At 59.4% G+C, this 15,947-nt stretch carries 12 protein-coding genes and 5 pseudogenes; 13 read left to right on the top strand and 4 right to left on the bottom strand.

What is annotated here, in order from left to right; all coding sequences use genetic code 11:
• Window positions 1-8 precede the first annotated feature (8 nt).
• From ASD01_RS12190 to ASD01_RS12165, 6 genes are all read left to right on the top strand, one after another.
• Entirely contained in the window at window positions 9-1,043 is a 1,035-nt protein-coding gene (locus ASD01_RS12190) for an ABC transporter substrate-binding protein (RefSeq protein ID WP_034791572.1), read from the top strand.
• Window positions 1,040-1,918: an NAD(P)H-binding protein gene (locus tag ASD01_RS12185; RefSeq protein WP_034791569.1), complete on the top strand. Its 879-nt coding sequence runs from the start codon at window positions 1,040-1,042 to the stop codon at window positions 1,916-1,918. The genes ASD01_RS12190 and ASD01_RS12185 overlap by 4 nt, the downstream gene beginning before the upstream one ends.
• The gene (locus ASD01_RS12180) at window positions 1,915-3,153 is read left to right on the top strand and encodes an FAD-dependent oxidoreductase (protein ID WP_060644054.1); all 1,239 of its coding nucleotides are present in this window, start codon (window positions 1,915-1,917) and stop codon (window positions 3,151-3,153) included. The genes ASD01_RS12185 and ASD01_RS12180 overlap by 4 nt, the downstream gene beginning before the upstream one ends.
• A gap of 19 nt (window positions 3,154-3,172) precedes the next feature.
• Window positions 3,173-3,823 carry an NAD(P)-dependent oxidoreductase gene (locus ASD01_RS12175; RefSeq protein ID WP_034791565.1) on the top strand — a complete coding sequence of 217 codons (651 nt, stop codon included), beginning with the start codon at window positions 3,173-3,175 and terminating at the stop codon, window positions 3,821-3,823.
• Window positions 3,824-3,838: 15 nt separating this feature from the next.
• On the top strand, window positions 3,839-5,137 hold the full coding sequence (locus ASD01_RS12170) for an NtaA/DmoA family FMN-dependent monooxygenase (protein WP_034791563.1): 1,299 nt from the start codon (window positions 3,839-3,841) through the stop codon (window positions 5,135-5,137).
• A gap of 833 nt (window positions 5,138-5,970) precedes the next feature.
• Window positions 5,971-7,014, top strand: coding sequence for a sensor histidine kinase (locus ASD01_RS12165; RefSeq protein ID WP_034791560.1), 1,044 nt, complete (start codon window positions 5,971-5,973; stop codon window positions 7,012-7,014).
• A 162-nt stretch (window positions 7,015-7,176) separates the two neighbouring features.
• On the opposite strand, the pseudogene ASD01_RS12160 reads toward ASD01_RS12165, so the two are convergent.
• The 3 genes and pseudogenes from ASD01_RS12160 to ASD01_RS12150 all read right to left on the bottom strand — a co-directional run bounded on the left by ASD01_RS12160 (window position 7,177) and on the right by ASD01_RS12150 (window position 8,558).
• Window positions 7,177-7,546, bottom strand: a pseudogene (locus tag ASD01_RS12160) (COG4315 family predicted lipoprotein).
• Window positions 7,547-7,636: 90 nt separating this feature from the next.
• Complete coding sequence (locus tag ASD01_RS12155; protein ID WP_034791558.1) at window positions 7,637-8,035, bottom strand: hypothetical protein; 399 nt, start codon at window positions 8,033-8,035, stop codon at window positions 7,637-7,639.
• A gap of 121 nt (window positions 8,036-8,156) precedes the next feature.
• Complete coding sequence (locus ASD01_RS12150; protein WP_060644053.1) at window positions 8,157-8,558, bottom strand: pyridoxamine 5'-phosphate oxidase family protein; 402 nt, start codon at window positions 8,556-8,558, stop codon at window positions 8,157-8,159.
• A 359-nt stretch (window positions 8,559-8,917) separates the two neighbouring features.
• On the opposite strand from ASD01_RS12150, the gene ASD01_RS37385 reads away from it, so the two are divergent.
• Window positions 8,918-9,085, top strand: coding sequence for a Thivi_2564 family membrane protein (locus tag ASD01_RS37385; protein WP_371273867.1), 168 nt, complete (start codon window positions 8,918-8,920; stop codon window positions 9,083-9,085).
• Window positions 9,086-9,191: 106 nt separating this feature from the next.
• On the opposite strand, the pseudogene ASD01_RS12140 reads toward ASD01_RS37385, so the two are convergent.
• A pseudogene (locus tag ASD01_RS12140) lies at window positions 9,192-9,588 on the bottom strand (hypothetical protein).
• 383 nt (window positions 9,589-9,971) lie between these two features.
• Between ASD01_RS12140 and ASD01_RS37570 the strand changes: the two are divergent.
• From ASD01_RS37570 to ASD01_RS34685, 6 genes and pseudogenes are all read left to right on the top strand, one after another.
• Window positions 9,972-10,170, top strand: a pseudogene (locus ASD01_RS37570) (DUF1003 domain-containing protein); the annotation flags it as partial.
• Window positions 10,171-10,540: 370 nt separating this feature from the next.
• Window positions 10,541-10,972 carry a hypothetical protein gene (locus ASD01_RS12135; RefSeq protein WP_034791552.1) on the top strand — a complete coding sequence of 144 codons (432 nt, stop codon included), beginning with the start codon at window positions 10,541-10,543 and terminating at the stop codon, window positions 10,970-10,972.
• A gap of 3 nt (window positions 10,973-10,975) precedes the next feature.
• The gene (locus ASD01_RS12130; RefSeq protein ID WP_034791526.1) at window positions 10,976-12,211 is read left to right on the top strand and encodes an HlyD family secretion protein; all 1,236 of its coding nucleotides are present in this window, start codon (window positions 10,976-10,978) and stop codon (window positions 12,209-12,211) included.
• 560 nt (window positions 12,212-12,771) lie between these two features.
• Window positions 12,772-12,905, top strand: a pseudogene (locus ASD01_RS36695) (esterase); the annotation flags it as partial.
• Between the two features lie 145 nt (window positions 12,906-13,050).
• Window positions 13,051-15,222 carry a mechanosensitive ion channel family protein gene (locus tag ASD01_RS12120; protein ID WP_082584621.1) on the top strand — a complete coding sequence of 724 codons (2,172 nt, stop codon included), beginning with the start codon at window positions 13,051-13,053 and terminating at the stop codon, window positions 15,220-15,222.
• A gap of 103 nt (window positions 15,223-15,325) precedes the next feature.
• Window positions 15,326-15,415: pseudogene (locus ASD01_RS34685) on the top strand (helix-turn-helix domain-containing protein); the annotation flags it as partial.
• Window positions 15,416-15,947 lie beyond the last annotated feature (532 nt).

Raw genomic sequence — 15,947 nt, 5'->3', positions numbered from 1 at the left:
GTTCCCTGATGTCTTCCCTCTCTTCCGTCTGGTACACGCGCTGCCCCGCCCCGACACCATTGTCGATCGCCCATCAGCTCGGCTGGATCGACAGACAGTTTGAGAACGCCGGCGTTGCCGTCCGCTCGATCCGCGACAGCAAGGATCCGTCGGTCCGCCAGAGCCATTTTACCCATGCGCTCGATTACTCGTTCCGACAGGGCGGCAACATTCCGCCGATCTGGGCGCGGTCCGGCGGCCGCGCCACACGCGTTGTCGGCATCACCACGACAGACGAGTTCCAGGCGATTATCGCGCTTCCAGGTTCCGGGATCGCTGTCGCGAAGGACTTGAAAGGCCGCCGCATCGGTGTACCACGCAAGCCCAGTTCCGACGTCGTCGACTTCCAGCGGGCCACCGCCTTGAAAGGCATCGTCTCGGCGCTTTCGCTCGACGGCCTTGATCACGGTGATGTCGAACTCGTCTATCTCGACACCAACGAGGGCAACCTCATCGAACGGGGCAACGCCGCCTTCCTGGGCCTGAAGCGCCGATATCCCTATGGCGAGGAACTCTTGGCCCTGGCCTCGGGCAAGATCGACGCTTTCTTCGTCAAAGGTGCAGAAGGCATCGTGCTCGCCAATCAGATTGGTGCAGTTGTGGTGGCGGAATTCGGTTTCCATCCGGATCCAAAGATCCGCATCAACAATGGCACGCCAAGGCCGCTGACAGTCGACGCCCGCTTTCTTGACCAGCATTTCGACCTCGTCGTCGATCTTGTGTCGACCGTCGCCAGTGTTGGTGATTGGGCGGCCTCGAACCCGGACACAGCAGTTCGGTTCATCGCCAACGAGATCGGCGTCGGGGAGGACGCCGTCTGGGCGGCGAACGGCGCGGACGTCCACCGTCATCTCGGTCTGGCGTTGGACGAAAACCAGATCGCCGCGTTCGACCACTTCAAGCGCTTCCTTCTCGATTGGCAGTTCATTCCGGCCGATTTCGACGTCTTCAGTTGGATTGATCGCCGACCGCTAGAGGCCGCCTTGCAGCGGGCCGCCGCATGAGTGAGAGGCCGATCCTCGTTACTGGCGCCACCGGCAAGCTTGGGCGCCTCGTTGTCGAACGACTTCTCGCACGCGGACAACCGGTTCGCGTCTTTACCCGACGCCCGGAGACGGCACGTGCCCTGTTCGGTGAAACTCTGCAGATTGCCGCAGGTGATTTTGGCGACCGCGCCGCGCTCGACACGGCCGTTCGAGGCGTCGGACGCCTTCTTCTGTTATCCCCCATCAGCACGAGGCTCGTCACGGACCAGGTCGCCGTCGCCGATGCTGCCGTCGCCGCAAATGTTGCCCGCATCGTCAAGATCTCGGGCTCCGACTGGACGATCGAGCCGCCAGGGAATTCTATCTCCGGTGAAGCGCACGCTGCCGTGGAACGGCACTTGAATGGCCTTCCGACCGAGGCTGTTTCGCTTCGTCCCAATGCCTGGATGCAGGTCTCGCTCGCCAACACCATCCGGAACGCGATCACGAACAGTCAGGTCGTCGCAGCCAACCTCGACGCCGGCATCGGCTACATCGACGCGCGCGACATCGCCGATGTCGCCGTGCACCAACTTCTGGCCGATCGCATTCGGGGGCGCACGCTCAACCTCACCGGCCCGGACGTGGTGTCGTTCCGGCAGGTCGCCGCTCTGCTGACGGCTGCATTGAAACGGCCGGTTGCTGCCCTCGAGAAGCCGCCCCGGACGGTTCCAAAAGAGGGTGACTTCGAACACCGCGCCGTTGCGCAATTCGTAAGATTGATCGCTGCCGGTCGCGCCGCGACGACGACCGACGTCGTTCCAACGCTGCTTGGCCGTTCGCCCCGTACCGTCGCCGACTTCATCCTCGAACAAGTGACCGCCGAAACCGCGGTCCCCGAGTACCAGCCATGACCATACCCTTCATCGACGTCGCCATCATCGGTGGGGGACCGGGTGGGCTCGCCCTGGCGCAAGGCCTCAAGAAGAATGGCATCGACACCGCCGTCTTCGAGCGCGACGAGGTCCGGTCGGACTATGTGCAGGGTTTCCGCATGCGGATCCGGCAACGGGGCATCGACGCGCTTCAGGCGCACCTCTTTCAAGCCTTCCTTGATACGCTCGGGCTTGCGCCGACGGAAAACCTTGTTCTCGATGAGACATTCCAAAGGCTCGAGAACACGAGCCAGGGATCAGGCGAACCCGAAGATACGCATATCGAGAAATCGGTCAGCCGCATCACGCTACGCCAGATCCTCCTGTCCGGGCTCGACGGCCTTTTTCACACAGGCAAACGGTTCGAGCGCTATGAGCAGCTTGCCGACGGAACCGTGCTTGCGCATTTTTCCGACGGCTCGGCCGTACACGCCAATCTTCTGGTCGGGGCCGACGGGGCGGGATCGGCGGTGCGTCGCCAACTCCTGCCTGACCTCAAGAGCATCGACACTGGGGTACGCCGGTTGGCCGGCAAGATCACGATCGATGAAGCGGAACGACAGGGCATTTCACCGCTGCTGACCGAGTTCAATACCAACATCCGCCCGCGCGACGGTCGTGGTCTGATGATCACCAGCCATCGGGTGGATCCGTCTGCCTATGCGCGTCACGATTTCATAGGCAGGGAAGATCCCGGCCATGCCGATATCCCTGGCTTCCACTTCAACAACTCCACCAGCTACACCTGGTGGAACACGGCCTATGATACGGATGAACTCGGGCCGGACGAACTGCTCGAACGGCTCAACGGCGCGGCCCTCATCGAAACGCTGCTTCACCGTATCCGTCACTGGGATGAGCGCATCCTGGACCTCATTCGCCACAGCGACACGTCGACGGTCGCCTTCCTCAAGGTCAAGAGCTCCACACCCGGCGCGGTATGGCAAAGCGGTCCGGTGACGCTACTCGGCGACGCGATCCACGCGATGACCTATTTCCGCGCGCTTGGCGGCAACACCGCCCTCTACGATTCCGGATTGCTCGTACGCGAACTCGTCGCCGCAAGGCGCCAAGGCAAGCCACTGCTTGCGGCCTTAAACGACTACGAAAACGCCATGCGCGAACACGGCTACGAGGCCGTACGGTCGTCGCTTTCCGCCATGCAGCGCAATGTCGGCGCCAATCAACCGCTCAAGGCGATACCTGCCCTTTAGCCCTTAAGGAAAATCGATCATGTCCATTGTCGTCTTCGGCGCCTCAGGAAACATCGGCAGCAACATCCGCAAGGAAGCTCTTTCGCGAAATCACCGCGTGACAGCCGTGACGCGCTCTTCAAACCTGGAACCTGCCGAGCGTCTCACGGCACTGAAGGCGGACATTGCCGATCCGGAGGAAGTGGCAAAGATCTCCGCCGGCCACGATGCGGTCATCAGTGCCTATAGTCCCGGTCTGCGCCGCCATTCGGCGGAAGATGCCGCGGTTCTCATCGAGAATGCACATGCTTCCCTGTTTGAAGGCGTCAAGCGCGCCGGCGTCCGCCGCATCATCATCGTCGGCGGCGTCGGAAGCCTCCAGGCAAGCCCCGGCGTCGACGTGGTCGACAGTGATTTCTACCCGGCGGACCACAAGGCTCACACGCTGCGAAACCGAGAGATCCTGCGCAGTCTGAAACGCGGCGAGCACGATCTCGACTGGACCTATGTATCCCCGCCTCTTTCGATCAAGGCCGGCGAAAGAACCGGCCGTTTCAGGCTCGGCGAGGATGCGCTTCTGCGAGACGATACGGGCGAAAGCCGGATTTCCGAAGCCGATTTCGCCGTCGCCATTCTCGATGAACTCGACAAGGGACAGTTCATCCGCCGCCGCTTCACCGCGGCCTATTGAAGGACCTCAATTCGCATGCCCCGCACGCTCAATCTCAATGTCGGCATCAACACGACAGGCTATCTGCCGGCCGCCTGGAAATATCGCAGCGGGAGCCGCCACGACATCTATGACCCTCAATACTACAGACGCCTGACGGAACTCGCCCACAAAGGTCTGTTCGACGCCGTGTTCTTGTCCGATCATCCAGCCTTGATGACCGACCCGAACAGCCGACCATTCCATACCATCGACCCGCTCATCCTCTGTACGGCGCTTGCGGCACAGGTGCCCGACATCGGCTTCGTCGCAACCATGTCGTCCACATACAATTCGCCCTATAATCTCGCCCGCCGCACCCAGTCGACGGATATCGTGGCCGGTGGCCGGCTGATCATCAACATCGTCTCGTCCTTCAATCCGAATGTGGCTGCCAACTTCGGCTCGGCGCCGCTGCCCCCACGAGCCGAGCGCTACGCTAAAGCTTCCGAATTTCTCGATGTTGCCAAGAAACTCTGGGCAAGCTGGGATCCCGCCCGCGACGGCCATGTGCCCGACGAACGGTTCTGGGATGCGGCGAGTGCGCATGCGATCGACCACGAAGGCGATCATTTCGCAGTGAAGGGACCGCTGAACGTGCCGCGTGGCCCTCAAGGCCATCCGGTGATCGCGCAGGCAGGCGCATCCGAAGGCGGTATCGAGCTCGCCGCCCGCCATGGCGAGATCATTTATTGCAACATCCTCTCCCGCCCTGCTGGCCAGGCCTTCGGCAAGAAGGTCAGGGATCGCGCTGCAGCCATCGGTCGCGACCCGAAGGGCATTAAGATCGTGCCCGGGGTGGTGGTGATCCTTGGCGAGACGAAAGAGGAGGCGTTGCGAAAACACGAACTCTTCAGCGGCGCGGGCTCGGAGGACGGCCTGATCGCACGCTTCGTCAGGGAGAACGGTATTGATCCCAACGGTTTCGATCCGGATGCCATTCTGGATGCCGAGCGTTTCGTTCCGGATCCCAACCGTCTTCAGGCGGTCGGAATGGGCCTTGGTCTCTCCGATCTGCTGACACATGAGAAGTTGACGGCCAGGCAGGCTGTGCGCCGCTCGGAAGGGCACCACCGCCTGCTGCTCGGGACGCCGGAACAGGTCGCCGATGCGCTTATCGACCTTTGGGCGGACGGCACCGTCGACGGCTACACGCTTCAGCCGCCCCGGGCACCTGATGACATCGAAGAATTCGTGAAGAAGGTCGTCCCGATCCTCCAGGACCGCGGTGTTTATCGTAACCGTTACGAGGAACAAACCATTCGCGAGCGCTATGCATTGCCATTCCCGTACTAGTACAGACAGGCCCTGGCGCGCCTCAGGCTCAATTCATCGGTCCGCCCCCAGCAACCGATCAACATTCCGGCGCAAAGTCGATGCCAAGGCCGGCGGAGATCGAACCAGCGAAATATGGTTTGTGTTTGCCATCACAGCTAGTGTCAATCGTTAACGTGCGGGCCCGACGTCAGCCTCAGCCACTCTGCACAGCCGTAAAGCGCCGTCCCGTCATTGGAAAGGTTTCCATGAAGTCGGCCATGCGGCCTTTAGTGGCAGGACCTTGCGCGCCGTGTTGAGGGAGCTGCTGTTCCCAGCGCTACGGCCAATACGCGCCGATGCCGACGGCTTTCCGCCCGCCAAAGTAACCCGGACCGCGGGCCCTGACTCGTTCCAGAATAACCCGCCCGGCACCCGGAAATTGACATCCCGCTGGTGAAGTCGTCGAGGCAATCGGTGTCGAGGGATGAAGAAGCCGGCAGCTAGAACAGACTTTGGGTGGGTTGCCGAACGGCGGCTTTCCGACGAATTTGCCCTGTAGCAGGCTTCCCCTACCGGCCCCGAACCCGTCGTTGGACAATTCGATTTTAGTAAAAGCCGCTCCTGGCGCACACTTGCCGTGCCTTGGATCGCTCATTGTGCTTTTCTTCTCCTATCCCTCACTTTTGAGCGGAAACGGACTGGCGGCCCGCCACTCCGCTCGAGATATCAGCGACGATGCCAATTAAGTGTGATGTCTCCCGCATCCGACATGATACCTTATACTCGAACGTCAGCACGAAGTCCCGTGTCGCGGCGTTCCTGCCGAGTGATGGCTCGTGCCCCGCGAGTTTTCGGCCCCTGAGGGCCATTTCATGTCGAACGAACCGATAGTCCATTTCGAAGCGGCGAGTACCCTTGCCGTGGTGGTTTCATCGAACGAGCCGCTGCTTTTCCTGTCTAGAGACCAGAAGGTTATTGCAGCGAGCACATCGTTCTGCCGCACTTTCGAAATCGATCCGGCGACCGTTCCCGGCCGACCGCTCGGTTCGCTTGGAAATGGCGAATGGGCAATGCCCAAGCTCGCCTCGCTCCTAAACGCTACCGCTTCCGGAAGCGCCCGGATCGAGGCCTACGAAATCGACTTCCAGCGCCCCAACCGGAGCACACGACAGTTGATCGTCAATGCGCAGATCCTCGACGATGGCGACAAGGCGCATATCCGGCTGCTGCTGGCCATCACTGATGTGACGGATGCGCGCGCTGAAGCGAAACTGAAAGATGACCTTATCCGCGAGAAGGCCATCCTGGTGCAGGAGGTCCAGCACCGGGTCGCAAATAGCCTTCAGATCATTGCCAGCGTTCTCATGCAGAGCGCACGCCGGGTTCAGTCGGACGAAGCGCGCGGCCACCTTCACAACGCCCATCACCGGGTCATGTCGATTGCGGCCGTGCAACGGCAGCTTTGTACGTCCGGCGCCGGCAGCGTCGAACTGCGCACCTACTTCACCCAGCTTTGCGAAAGCCTTGGCGCGTCGATGCTCGCCGACGACCGGGTTTCGATATCGGTGACAGTTGATGAGAGCGCTGTTGAAGCCGATGTTTCTGTCAGGCTCGGGCTTATTGTGACCGAATTGGTGATCAACGCGCTCAAGCACGCCTTCCCGGGGCAGGAATGCGGCACAATTGCCATCGACTATAGTTCGACCGGCAACGAGTGGACGCTTCGTGTCACCGACGACGGCATCGGCATGCCGAGCGGCAAACTTGTCCCCGGGCTGGGTACCGGCATCGTCGACGCGCTTGCCAGGACCCTGGAGAGCGAAATCCAGTTGAGCGTTGCAAATCCCGGCACTGCCGTGACCATCAGGCATCGGGGAGACGTCGCTCGCGAAAAGAACCCCCCAGCGGCCGCGTAGGCACAGATCTCCCGTTGGAACGCTGTGTCGGGGGCGCAGGTTCCGCTTCAAAAGGGTCAGATGTTCAACGCCAAGAGCGGAACATATCTGCTTTGCTTTGTTGCTATCACACCAGGGGCATGTGCCTTAAGCGGGCGATCGGAAGCCCGCCCGTTCATTTCGCTATCTGGCCAGGTGCCAAACACCTCCAACGCCATCGCCGTTAGTGTCACCGGCCTTTTTGTCCTCGGCATATGTGTACAGCGGCTTGTCTTCATACGCCCACATTTCCCCGCCGTCTGCCGCCTTGACCAGAGACCACTTTCCTTCCGCCTTAGCGTTCGCGGCGGCGTGGAATGCCGGCCATTTCTTTAGACAATCCTTGTCGCAGTTGGATTTTTCTTTGGCATCCTTGTCGAAAGTGTAGAGGGTCATCCCCGTCATCAGCCAACGCCTTGCCCATCTTGGTGTCGACGATCTTGGCCGGTTCGGCTGCGAACCCAGTCCCACCCATAACAGACACCAGTGCGATCGCGATTAACAACGTTCTCATGACAGTCTCCCGTTTCGGGAATGCCGGCGGAATGTCGGTAACGCCCGATCCAATGGAAAAACACGCGGACGTAGAGGAGGTACGAGTTTTTTAGCGGACCCGGACGCATCTGAGCGGGAAATGCGTATGGTTGCTGTCGAGCAATGCTTCGTTGAAGCGTCGATCGAGCCACGCGCGCCATTTGCCGTGAAGCGTAGTCGAGAAGAAGTGGCGGACAGCTGTGAAAAACACGTCCCTCATGATCGCGAATGCGGCAAGCGTTGCCGCTGTAGTCAACAATGCCATGGGCGTGGTGGGTGTGGCTGGATGGTGGAAGTAGGCGATCCGATTTATCAACTCGCCCGAGGTGACCGCAAACCAGACGCTGGCCCGCGCGGTCAATGGCGTCAGCACAAGAATGGCAAATGTTAGTCCCCAAGCCTCGCGCCAGCGTTCGCCTGCCTCGCGGCCGAGCAACCGTTTGACAAACTGCCAAGCGTGACTTCGCATGGCGGCTACAAGTCTCCATAACCCATGAAAGCAGAGTTTGGAGCACGTGTCGGCGCTGTCAACTCAACTCAGCTCAGGCGAAAGCTGGGCCAGCAGTCGCTGACTGATAGCCTGCGTCAACCTAAACTAGAGTCGCTTCACGGCCCGTCACACTGTCCATACTGATTGCGAAAAAAACAGGAAGGTACCCCGGTGGCTTGGCATCCGAGCCCAAGTTGAGGGCACCTGGATCCCACCAATCATTGTAAACCTTCAGTATGTTCCAAGCGTGTTTCTTGTCCGTCTCTTTGTGGAATTCGTGGTACCTGCCCTCAATGATGACGCACTTCCAGCAGTGCTGATCAGTGCAATGCTCAATCTCAACGCAAACGAGCGGATTGCTGCGCATGAATTCAATCTTCCGTCCCGGCATCGAAAACCCGAAAACTTGGCCCTCTGCGCGGACATAATAAATTGGCACAACATAAGGCTGATTGTCGCGACAACACCCAAGCCGGGCGACGCGCTGCTCGGCGATGAGCATGCTGCATTCGCTGGGTAGCATCTCGCGCAATCTCACTGGCGTTGCTCCCTGTAATTCTCAGTGTCGCTAGACGAACTCGACGCTTGTGTGGATGCTTGCAATCTGGTTTTCATGATAACATGAAAGCGGACGATAAGCGCGGGTACCACGTCGCATTGGCGCATGCCGCCATGCATATGGTAGCAACGGAATTACATCCAATCAGATCGCCGCAGATATTGGATCTACAGGGATCCCTGGACATAAAGATCCCGACAGCGGCCTGTTTGCGTTTCGTCCCTCGCGTTGACTTGCCGCAACAACTAGCAAGTTTCCACAGGCGATATCTGACTCTGACATACAGTCGAAAAAGCCGCTCCTTGAAGTTGTTCATCGCAATCAGCATCCTAGTCACGGGCCTTGTCATTACCCTGATGCTGTGGTTCGTTCAAAAACTTCCAATCGACGCGGCAATGAAGCAGATGGCACACATCGTTGTTGTCGTCGTCGGCGTTATCGCGTTGCTCCACTATCTGGATTTAATCTGAAGCAAGTGCCACTACTCGGCGCAGCCGAGGCCGCCATCCACGTGAAGCGGACCCTATCGGATCGCGCTTTTGCGTGGGCCCCACTGGGCCGGTCCCCAGGACCGTCCTAGAGCAACTCATTACCTTCCTTGGTTGCTCTTGCCTGCCACCTTCTATCATCCCTGTCATTACCGCCCATGCCTTGATTTTCGGCATTAGGTAGCAAAAACCACGGTCTTTGCTACCTAATGCCGTTGATTTTCGGTCCGCGGTGCGCCGCCTTCACTATCCCATTCCCCGGAAGCAGTATTCGGAGTATCCACGTCAAAACCAGCCACGAATGCTTCGCTGGTGATTGCATCCATGAGATCCGTGTCGGAAATATCCAGATCAGGGAATATACGCCGGACTGCCCCTAGGGCCTCAGACGTGGCAAAGGGCCGGGCTTCTTTCTGGCACGCGCTCAGAAACGCGGCAATTGCCGCGCGCACCTCAGGCGACATGGGAAGGGAGCGCTTCGTCATCATTACCTCCCAGTGGATGAATCTAAACGCTTGCTGGGTCTCTATGTTCCGGATTCCCGGCGAAAGGCCACCTCCGACGGGTAAGCAGCAAACGCCCCGGCGTAACGAGGTGAATTGTATGACGTTGATACCTCTCCTTAGAGGAGCCGAATTGCTAGGAGCCGATGTAGGCAATGGAATTGGGCGGGTCATGCGATCACAGCGAGTGGCCCAACCTTTTGTTCGCTATGCCCCCGGAATATCGCAGGTGGGGAACACATTCGAGCCGCCGTGGAAAGCGAAAACTTCGATCCGCCTACCTACGGCTTTCGCAAGCTCAGCGATCTTGTGCAGGACAAACGCCTTCGATATCCAGCATATCGAAGGCAAACCTCTACGGAGCCGTGTCAAACAACAGGCATCCAAAAAGAGGGCCTGATGCGACACACGATTATGAGGTTAACCTGAAGGCGGAAATTGAGATCATGGCGCTGCATGGACAAGCTGGATCAAATGCGCGACGTCGAGCTGAAATCGCTGATTGACAAGCAACAACAACATATCGAGTTGCTGGCGGGGCTTCTCAGCAATCGCGACAAATAGTACTTTGCTCCCCGTTGACTTGTCGATTGTCATTGCCGAACTCTACCGGCGCAAGCCCCAGGCCGAGCTCAATGCCGAACTCCGGGCCGGCGCCCGATGATTGACTAAAAGGGTGTGCGACAGGCAAGCACATTGCCGTTAAACATGACCGCGCGCTGTCGGATTTCACGTTTATGTATTCGGGGCCGACTGCCCGTCAAAATGCAAGTCGAAGCTGATGTCGTCGAAGTCCGCTACAAGCTCCCCAGCTGCAACACATCGCAATTTCAGCCCGATGGGAGGCCTAAAGAAACTTCCGCTGTACAAATATCAATTGTATGCTAAGCCTCTGAAATAGGGCCTAATCTGACCAGGTTCGAGGAAAACGCAGTTGGCAGAATTAGTGCATTCGACTGCGATCCATCATCTGCCCGCATTCATCACGGCGCCAGGACAGACCGACGTCCTGTTCAACGTCGTCGTCGCTTTCATGATCCTGGCGATCTTCGCGATCGGCACTTTCTATCTCCGGCTGCACTCACTGCCAGAGACGCTCGCCCACAAGACCCACAAGGTCCAGTACGAGCTAGTGGCCGTGCTGGGGCTGATCTCGCTGCTCACCCACAACAACATCTTCTGGATCGCCGCCCTCATCCTGGCGCTGATCGACCTGCCTGACTTCTCCTCGCCGCTTGGTTCGATCGCCCGCTCGCTGGAGAGGATTGCCGGCAAGGCGGAGAAGCCATCGGCACCTGAGCCCGAAGCCTTAGCGAGTGGTTCTGCCGCCGCATCCAGTCAGCCGAGGGCGGAAGTGAGGATCTGAGCCATGTTCGAGTTTCTTCTCTGTTCGCTTTTGACGATCTTTCCCGATTACCTCTTCCGCCGCTATGTCCAGGGCAAAAGGTTCGGGCGGGAGATTACGCTCTATTCGGTCTGGTTCGAACTGCGCTGGGGGATCACCGCCTGCATCGTCTTGACGATTTCGCTGATCACACTGATCTTCTACTTCCATCCGTCGACGTCCCATGTGAACGCGGCGTTCCGCACTGTCGCGGTGCTGCCCGAGACTAGCGGACGGGTCTCCGAGATCTATGTTACCGCCTTTCAAAAGGTGGAGGCCGGCCAGCCGCTTTTCAAGCTTGACAGTTCGGAAGAGGAAGCCGCCGCCGAGGTAGCGCGCCGCCAGATCGCCGAAGTCGATGCCGAGATGACCGTCTCGCGCACCGAGCTGGTCGCTGCCGATGGCGCGATTGTGCAGGCACAGGCGGCGGTGCAGCAGGCCCAAGACGAGTACGACACCCAGGTCGAACTGAACAAGCTGAACCCAAATGTCGTCGCACGGCGCGAGATCGAGCGTCGACAAGTCGCACTGGAAGGTAGCAAGGGTGCGCTTACCGCCGCCCAATCCAACAGGCAGACGCTGGAGACCAAGCTCCAGTCGCTACTGCCCTCGCAGAAGGCCAGCGCCGAAGCGGCCTTGAAGCAGGCGGAAGTCGACATCGCCAAGACCACCGTGCGCGCCGGCGTGTCTGGCACGCTGCAGCAGTTCACCCTCCGGGTGGGCGAAGTGGTCAATCCAATGTTGCGGCCGGCGGGCGTTCTGGTGCCTGAAGGTAACGGTGGCAAGCCGTGGCTGGTTGCCGGCTTCGGCCAGATCGAGACGCAAGTGATCAAGGTCGGCATGATCGGCGAGGCGACCTGCGTCGGCAAGCCTTTCACCATCATCCCGCTCGTCGTCACCGAGGTGCAGGAGGTGATTGCCTCTGGCCAGGTTCGCGCCAGCGATCAGCTGATCGATGTTGCGAATATTTCGCAGCCTGGCACGCTCACTGTTTTCATGGAGCCACTCTATCCCGGCGGGCTCGATGACGTGCCTCCGGGCAGCACCTGCATCGCCAATGCCTATACCAACAGCCATGAGGAACTGGAGTCATCCGACATCAGCACTGGCCGCTGGATCTACCTGCACGTGGTCGATACCCTCGGCCTCGTGCACGCGATGATCCTGCGCTTGCAGGCACTGGTGCTGCCGGTGCAGACGCTGGTGCTTGGGGGGCATTGAGGCATAGTGAAACGTGGTCCGTGAAAGGGTGCAGACATGAGACAAAGGCTGCTTAACAGGGGGCTCCTTGCTGTTCTGGCAGCGTAAGTAAGCTGCTAACGAACTAACGGATTGGCAGGAGCGGGCGCTTGAGCCAGTCGAATAACGCAAAGCGGTCAAGGTCGCACGTTGGCAACCGCCGAAGAGGGTACAGATGAACCCCGCTTCCTATCGTCGAAGTCGTTCAATGTGTGACCCTCCAGGCGGCTTCAAACATCCCCAGACTGGCCGCGCGGTGCCAAGTCGTCGTTTCCCATCCACACCGTGCTATAATCCGGGAAATTCCTGCCCTCCGAGGATTTGTTTGAGGTTGTGGCCACTAGCCCGTCGGCAGGCTTGGAATCGCGTCAAGCTCGGTCTGGGGCCTGCAATGCGCATCAACGGCAGCTCGATTCTCCTGCCACGGAACGTCACCACCATTGCCATGAGAGGATCGGACATGGGTGAAGGAACCTTGGCCCACAGCTCGTCTAAATCCGGCTCGCGGTTCTTGGTGCGACACTTGTTGTTCATTGGAATGTGATTGTCTCAATCACGGCAGTTCGCCCCATCGCCTGATATCGTCCGGCTGATGGCGGCGCGCATCTCCGACGGGCATACACTAACGGATAGCCGCGTCGGTCTTGGAGATAAGATCCTCGCAGCCACACGGTCGCAGCCGCAGGAAACGCCGCCGGATGGGGACCGTCCAAGATGGCTGGAAGATCACAGACTAAGCCAGCGTGTCAGCCTTCTGCCACAGACTGCAGAAATTAACCGGAACACCCGGGAAGCGAGAACCCAAGATGCAAACGTTGTCTATGAATCGAATGTGTACATTCATCCGCTTGGCGCTTGCCGGGCTCGCGTTTGTGGCCGCACTGGCCGTCTTATCTTCGCCGGGCTCCGCACAGGAAAAGGCTCCAGATCCGGTCCAGGCAGAGAAAGTTCAGCGTTTCCTCGAACTTGTGGATGACCCACAGGTGCGATCTTGGCTACTGAGCGCGAAACCCGCCACTGGTGCAGCGGCGCCGGCCGCCGTTGCAACTGTTTCTTATGCCGGCTTTGCTTCGATCTTTCGTGCGCGAGCAGCCCAGCTTCTCGGAGGCTTGCGCGCGTTCCCGGCCGAAACCGCCCGCGCGGCGTCCGTCCTGCAGAGCGAGCTCGATACCAGCCGCAGTGCACGCCCCATCGTCTTTGTGCTCGCTTTCATCGCAGCAGGGTTGGCCGCACAATGGTGCTTCTGGTGGCTCAGCCGAGGCTGGCGTGCTTGGATCGCTTCGCTGCGATTTCTGACCGTACGCGACAAGCTGGCGGCGATTTCGGCGAGACTGCTATGGGGCACGAGTTACGTGCTCGCATTTGCGCTGGGGAGCCTTGGTTTCTTCCTTGCCTTCGACTGGTCGCCGCTCGTCCGCGAAATCGTTGTCGGTTACCTGTTCGCGGTGGTGATCTTCCGGCTCGCACTCGTCGCTTTCGATTTCCTCCTTGCACCGTCTGGATCCGATGGCTTCGCAAATGCCGAACGGTTTCGGGTCATACCGGTCTCCGATCAGGCGGCTGCGCATTGGACGAAGCGGCTGGGCTACTTGGTGGGTTGGTATGCTTTCGGCTCCGTCACCGTTCATCTTCTCACCACGCTTGGCTTTGCCGACCCGTCGCGACAGGTGGTGGCCTATACGCTGGGGATCGTCCTTCTCCTTCTTGGCATCGAAGCCGTGTGGAACCGTCCAATGGTCCATCGCCCGACTGAGCACACAAGCCGCTTCAGCAGGATAGGTGTCCGCGCCCGAAACTGGGTCTGGACTGGCTATTTTGTTGCGCTTTGGCTTCTCTGGGTGGCAGGTGCCATGAAGCCATTCTGGATCGCAGTCGTTGCCGCCGCACTTCCCGGCGCGATCGCCCTCACGCGCGCTTCCGTCGACAATCTTCTGACGAGCAGTCTGGCCGATGCCGAAAGTCCAACCAGACCGGGGGTAATCTCGGTGATGGTCGAGCGTGGGATTCGCGCAGCGCTTCTCGTCGGTGCAATTGTCGTTTTGGCGGAGGTGCTTGATATCGAGTTGACAGGGATTGCCGCTCAGGATTCGGCTGCATTGAGGCTGATGCGCGGAGCGTTGAGTGCCGGGATCATCCTGCTTGCAATCGACCTTGTCTGGAACATCGTTAAGGTGCTGATCGATCGGAAGCTTGGCGAGACGGAAACGGCCCACGAAACCGGGAGTGAACGCGAACGCAAGCGTGCCCGGATCAGGACGCTTCTACCAATCCTCAAGAACGTCCTAATGATCCTGTTCGTGGCGGTCGCCATTATGATGGCCCTGTCGTCGCTCGGCGTTGAGATTGCTCCATTGATCGCAGGCGCCGGTGTCGTCGGTGTAGCGATCGGCTTCGGTGCACAGACGGTGGTCAAGGACGTAATCAGCGGCATGTTCTATCTGCTCGACGACGCGTTCCGGGTCGGGGAGTACATCCAAAGCGGCAGCTACAAGGGCACCGTCGAGTCGTTCAGCCTCAGGTCGGTGAAGCTGCGTCACCACCGGGGCGCGATCTATATCGTTCCCTTCAGCGAGCTTGGCGCGGTCCAGAATATGAGCCGGGACTGGGTCGTCGAGAAGCTCACGGTTACCGTCGGCTACGACACCGACGTGGACAAAGCACGCAAGATCATCAAAAAGATTGGGCAGGAATTGCTGGTCGATCCTGAGTTTGCGGCGATCACCATTCAACCCCTGAAGATGAAGGGTATTGATAGCCTCGGGGATTCAGGATTGATCCTGCGAATGAAGTTCACCACCGTGCCCGGAGAACAGTTCATGCTCAAGCGCCGCGCGCTGATGATGATCAACAAGGCGTTTCACGACAACGACATCAAACCGGCGTTCCCGACAGTTCAAGTCGCGGGAGATAGGAGTTCGGACGTCGCTGCGGCAGCCCAGCAAGCTCTGGCGAAACACAATGAGGCGGTTGTTGCTGCGGCCGCATCCGAGTGAAGAGCGGACCTCGTTCCGGCGCGCTCATCGAGTGTGCCGGAAGCGACCTCTCGCGGGGAAGAAGGATCACGGCTAGCGGCAGCGCAACTATGACCTGAGCGGCGCGCGATACCTGAACACCAGGGAATCGACAGTGCAAAAGTGGCAAACCGGCGCGAAGGGGCCGAGCGGCCCCGCATTGAAGCTGCTTTAGATCGTCCGGAAACACGGTCTCGAGATGCTGTCCTAGGACAACAATGCCGTCGAAGGATCCACGCGCGCAGTTCACCGCAGGGAGAACCTGATGGGCTATGACTGGAATGGCGCTCGCAGGCGCCGCTGGAGTGACCACCCGCCACATATTCTGATCGGAGCCGAAGCGGTGGGCGAAGATCATTGCGCGGTCGACCTGCACGCTGTTTCGACCGACGACGGACATAGGAACGTCGGGTACCCTGTCTGGCACATCCTCTAAGGCCCCTGGCATCGTGAACTTAATCCCAACCGGGTTTTGTCAATCATTTAAAACAGCGCTGCGACCGGACCGCTGAGAAATCCCGGTCTGCCTGCTGTCCCTGATGAACGTTTCTCGGGTTGATGTGTAGCTTGGTAAAGAGTTCACCCGGCCAGTGTCGTCTGTCCCGGCCGTCCGCCGGAACCTGGGCATCTCCTCAGTTCTAAACGGGGTTTTGCGGTCCCATGACCGGAAACCAACTCGGCATCGACACAGATATGAGGAGGGAACC

The sequence above is a fragment of the Ensifer sp. Root423 genome, assembly GCF_001426275.1.
Classification (GTDB): Bacteria; Pseudomonadota; Alphaproteobacteria; order Rhizobiales; family Rhizobiaceae; genus Ensifer; species Ensifer adhaerens.
The sequence above is the reverse complement of the archived record's forward strand: the minus strand, read 5'-3'. Positions and strand labels throughout refer to the sequence as shown.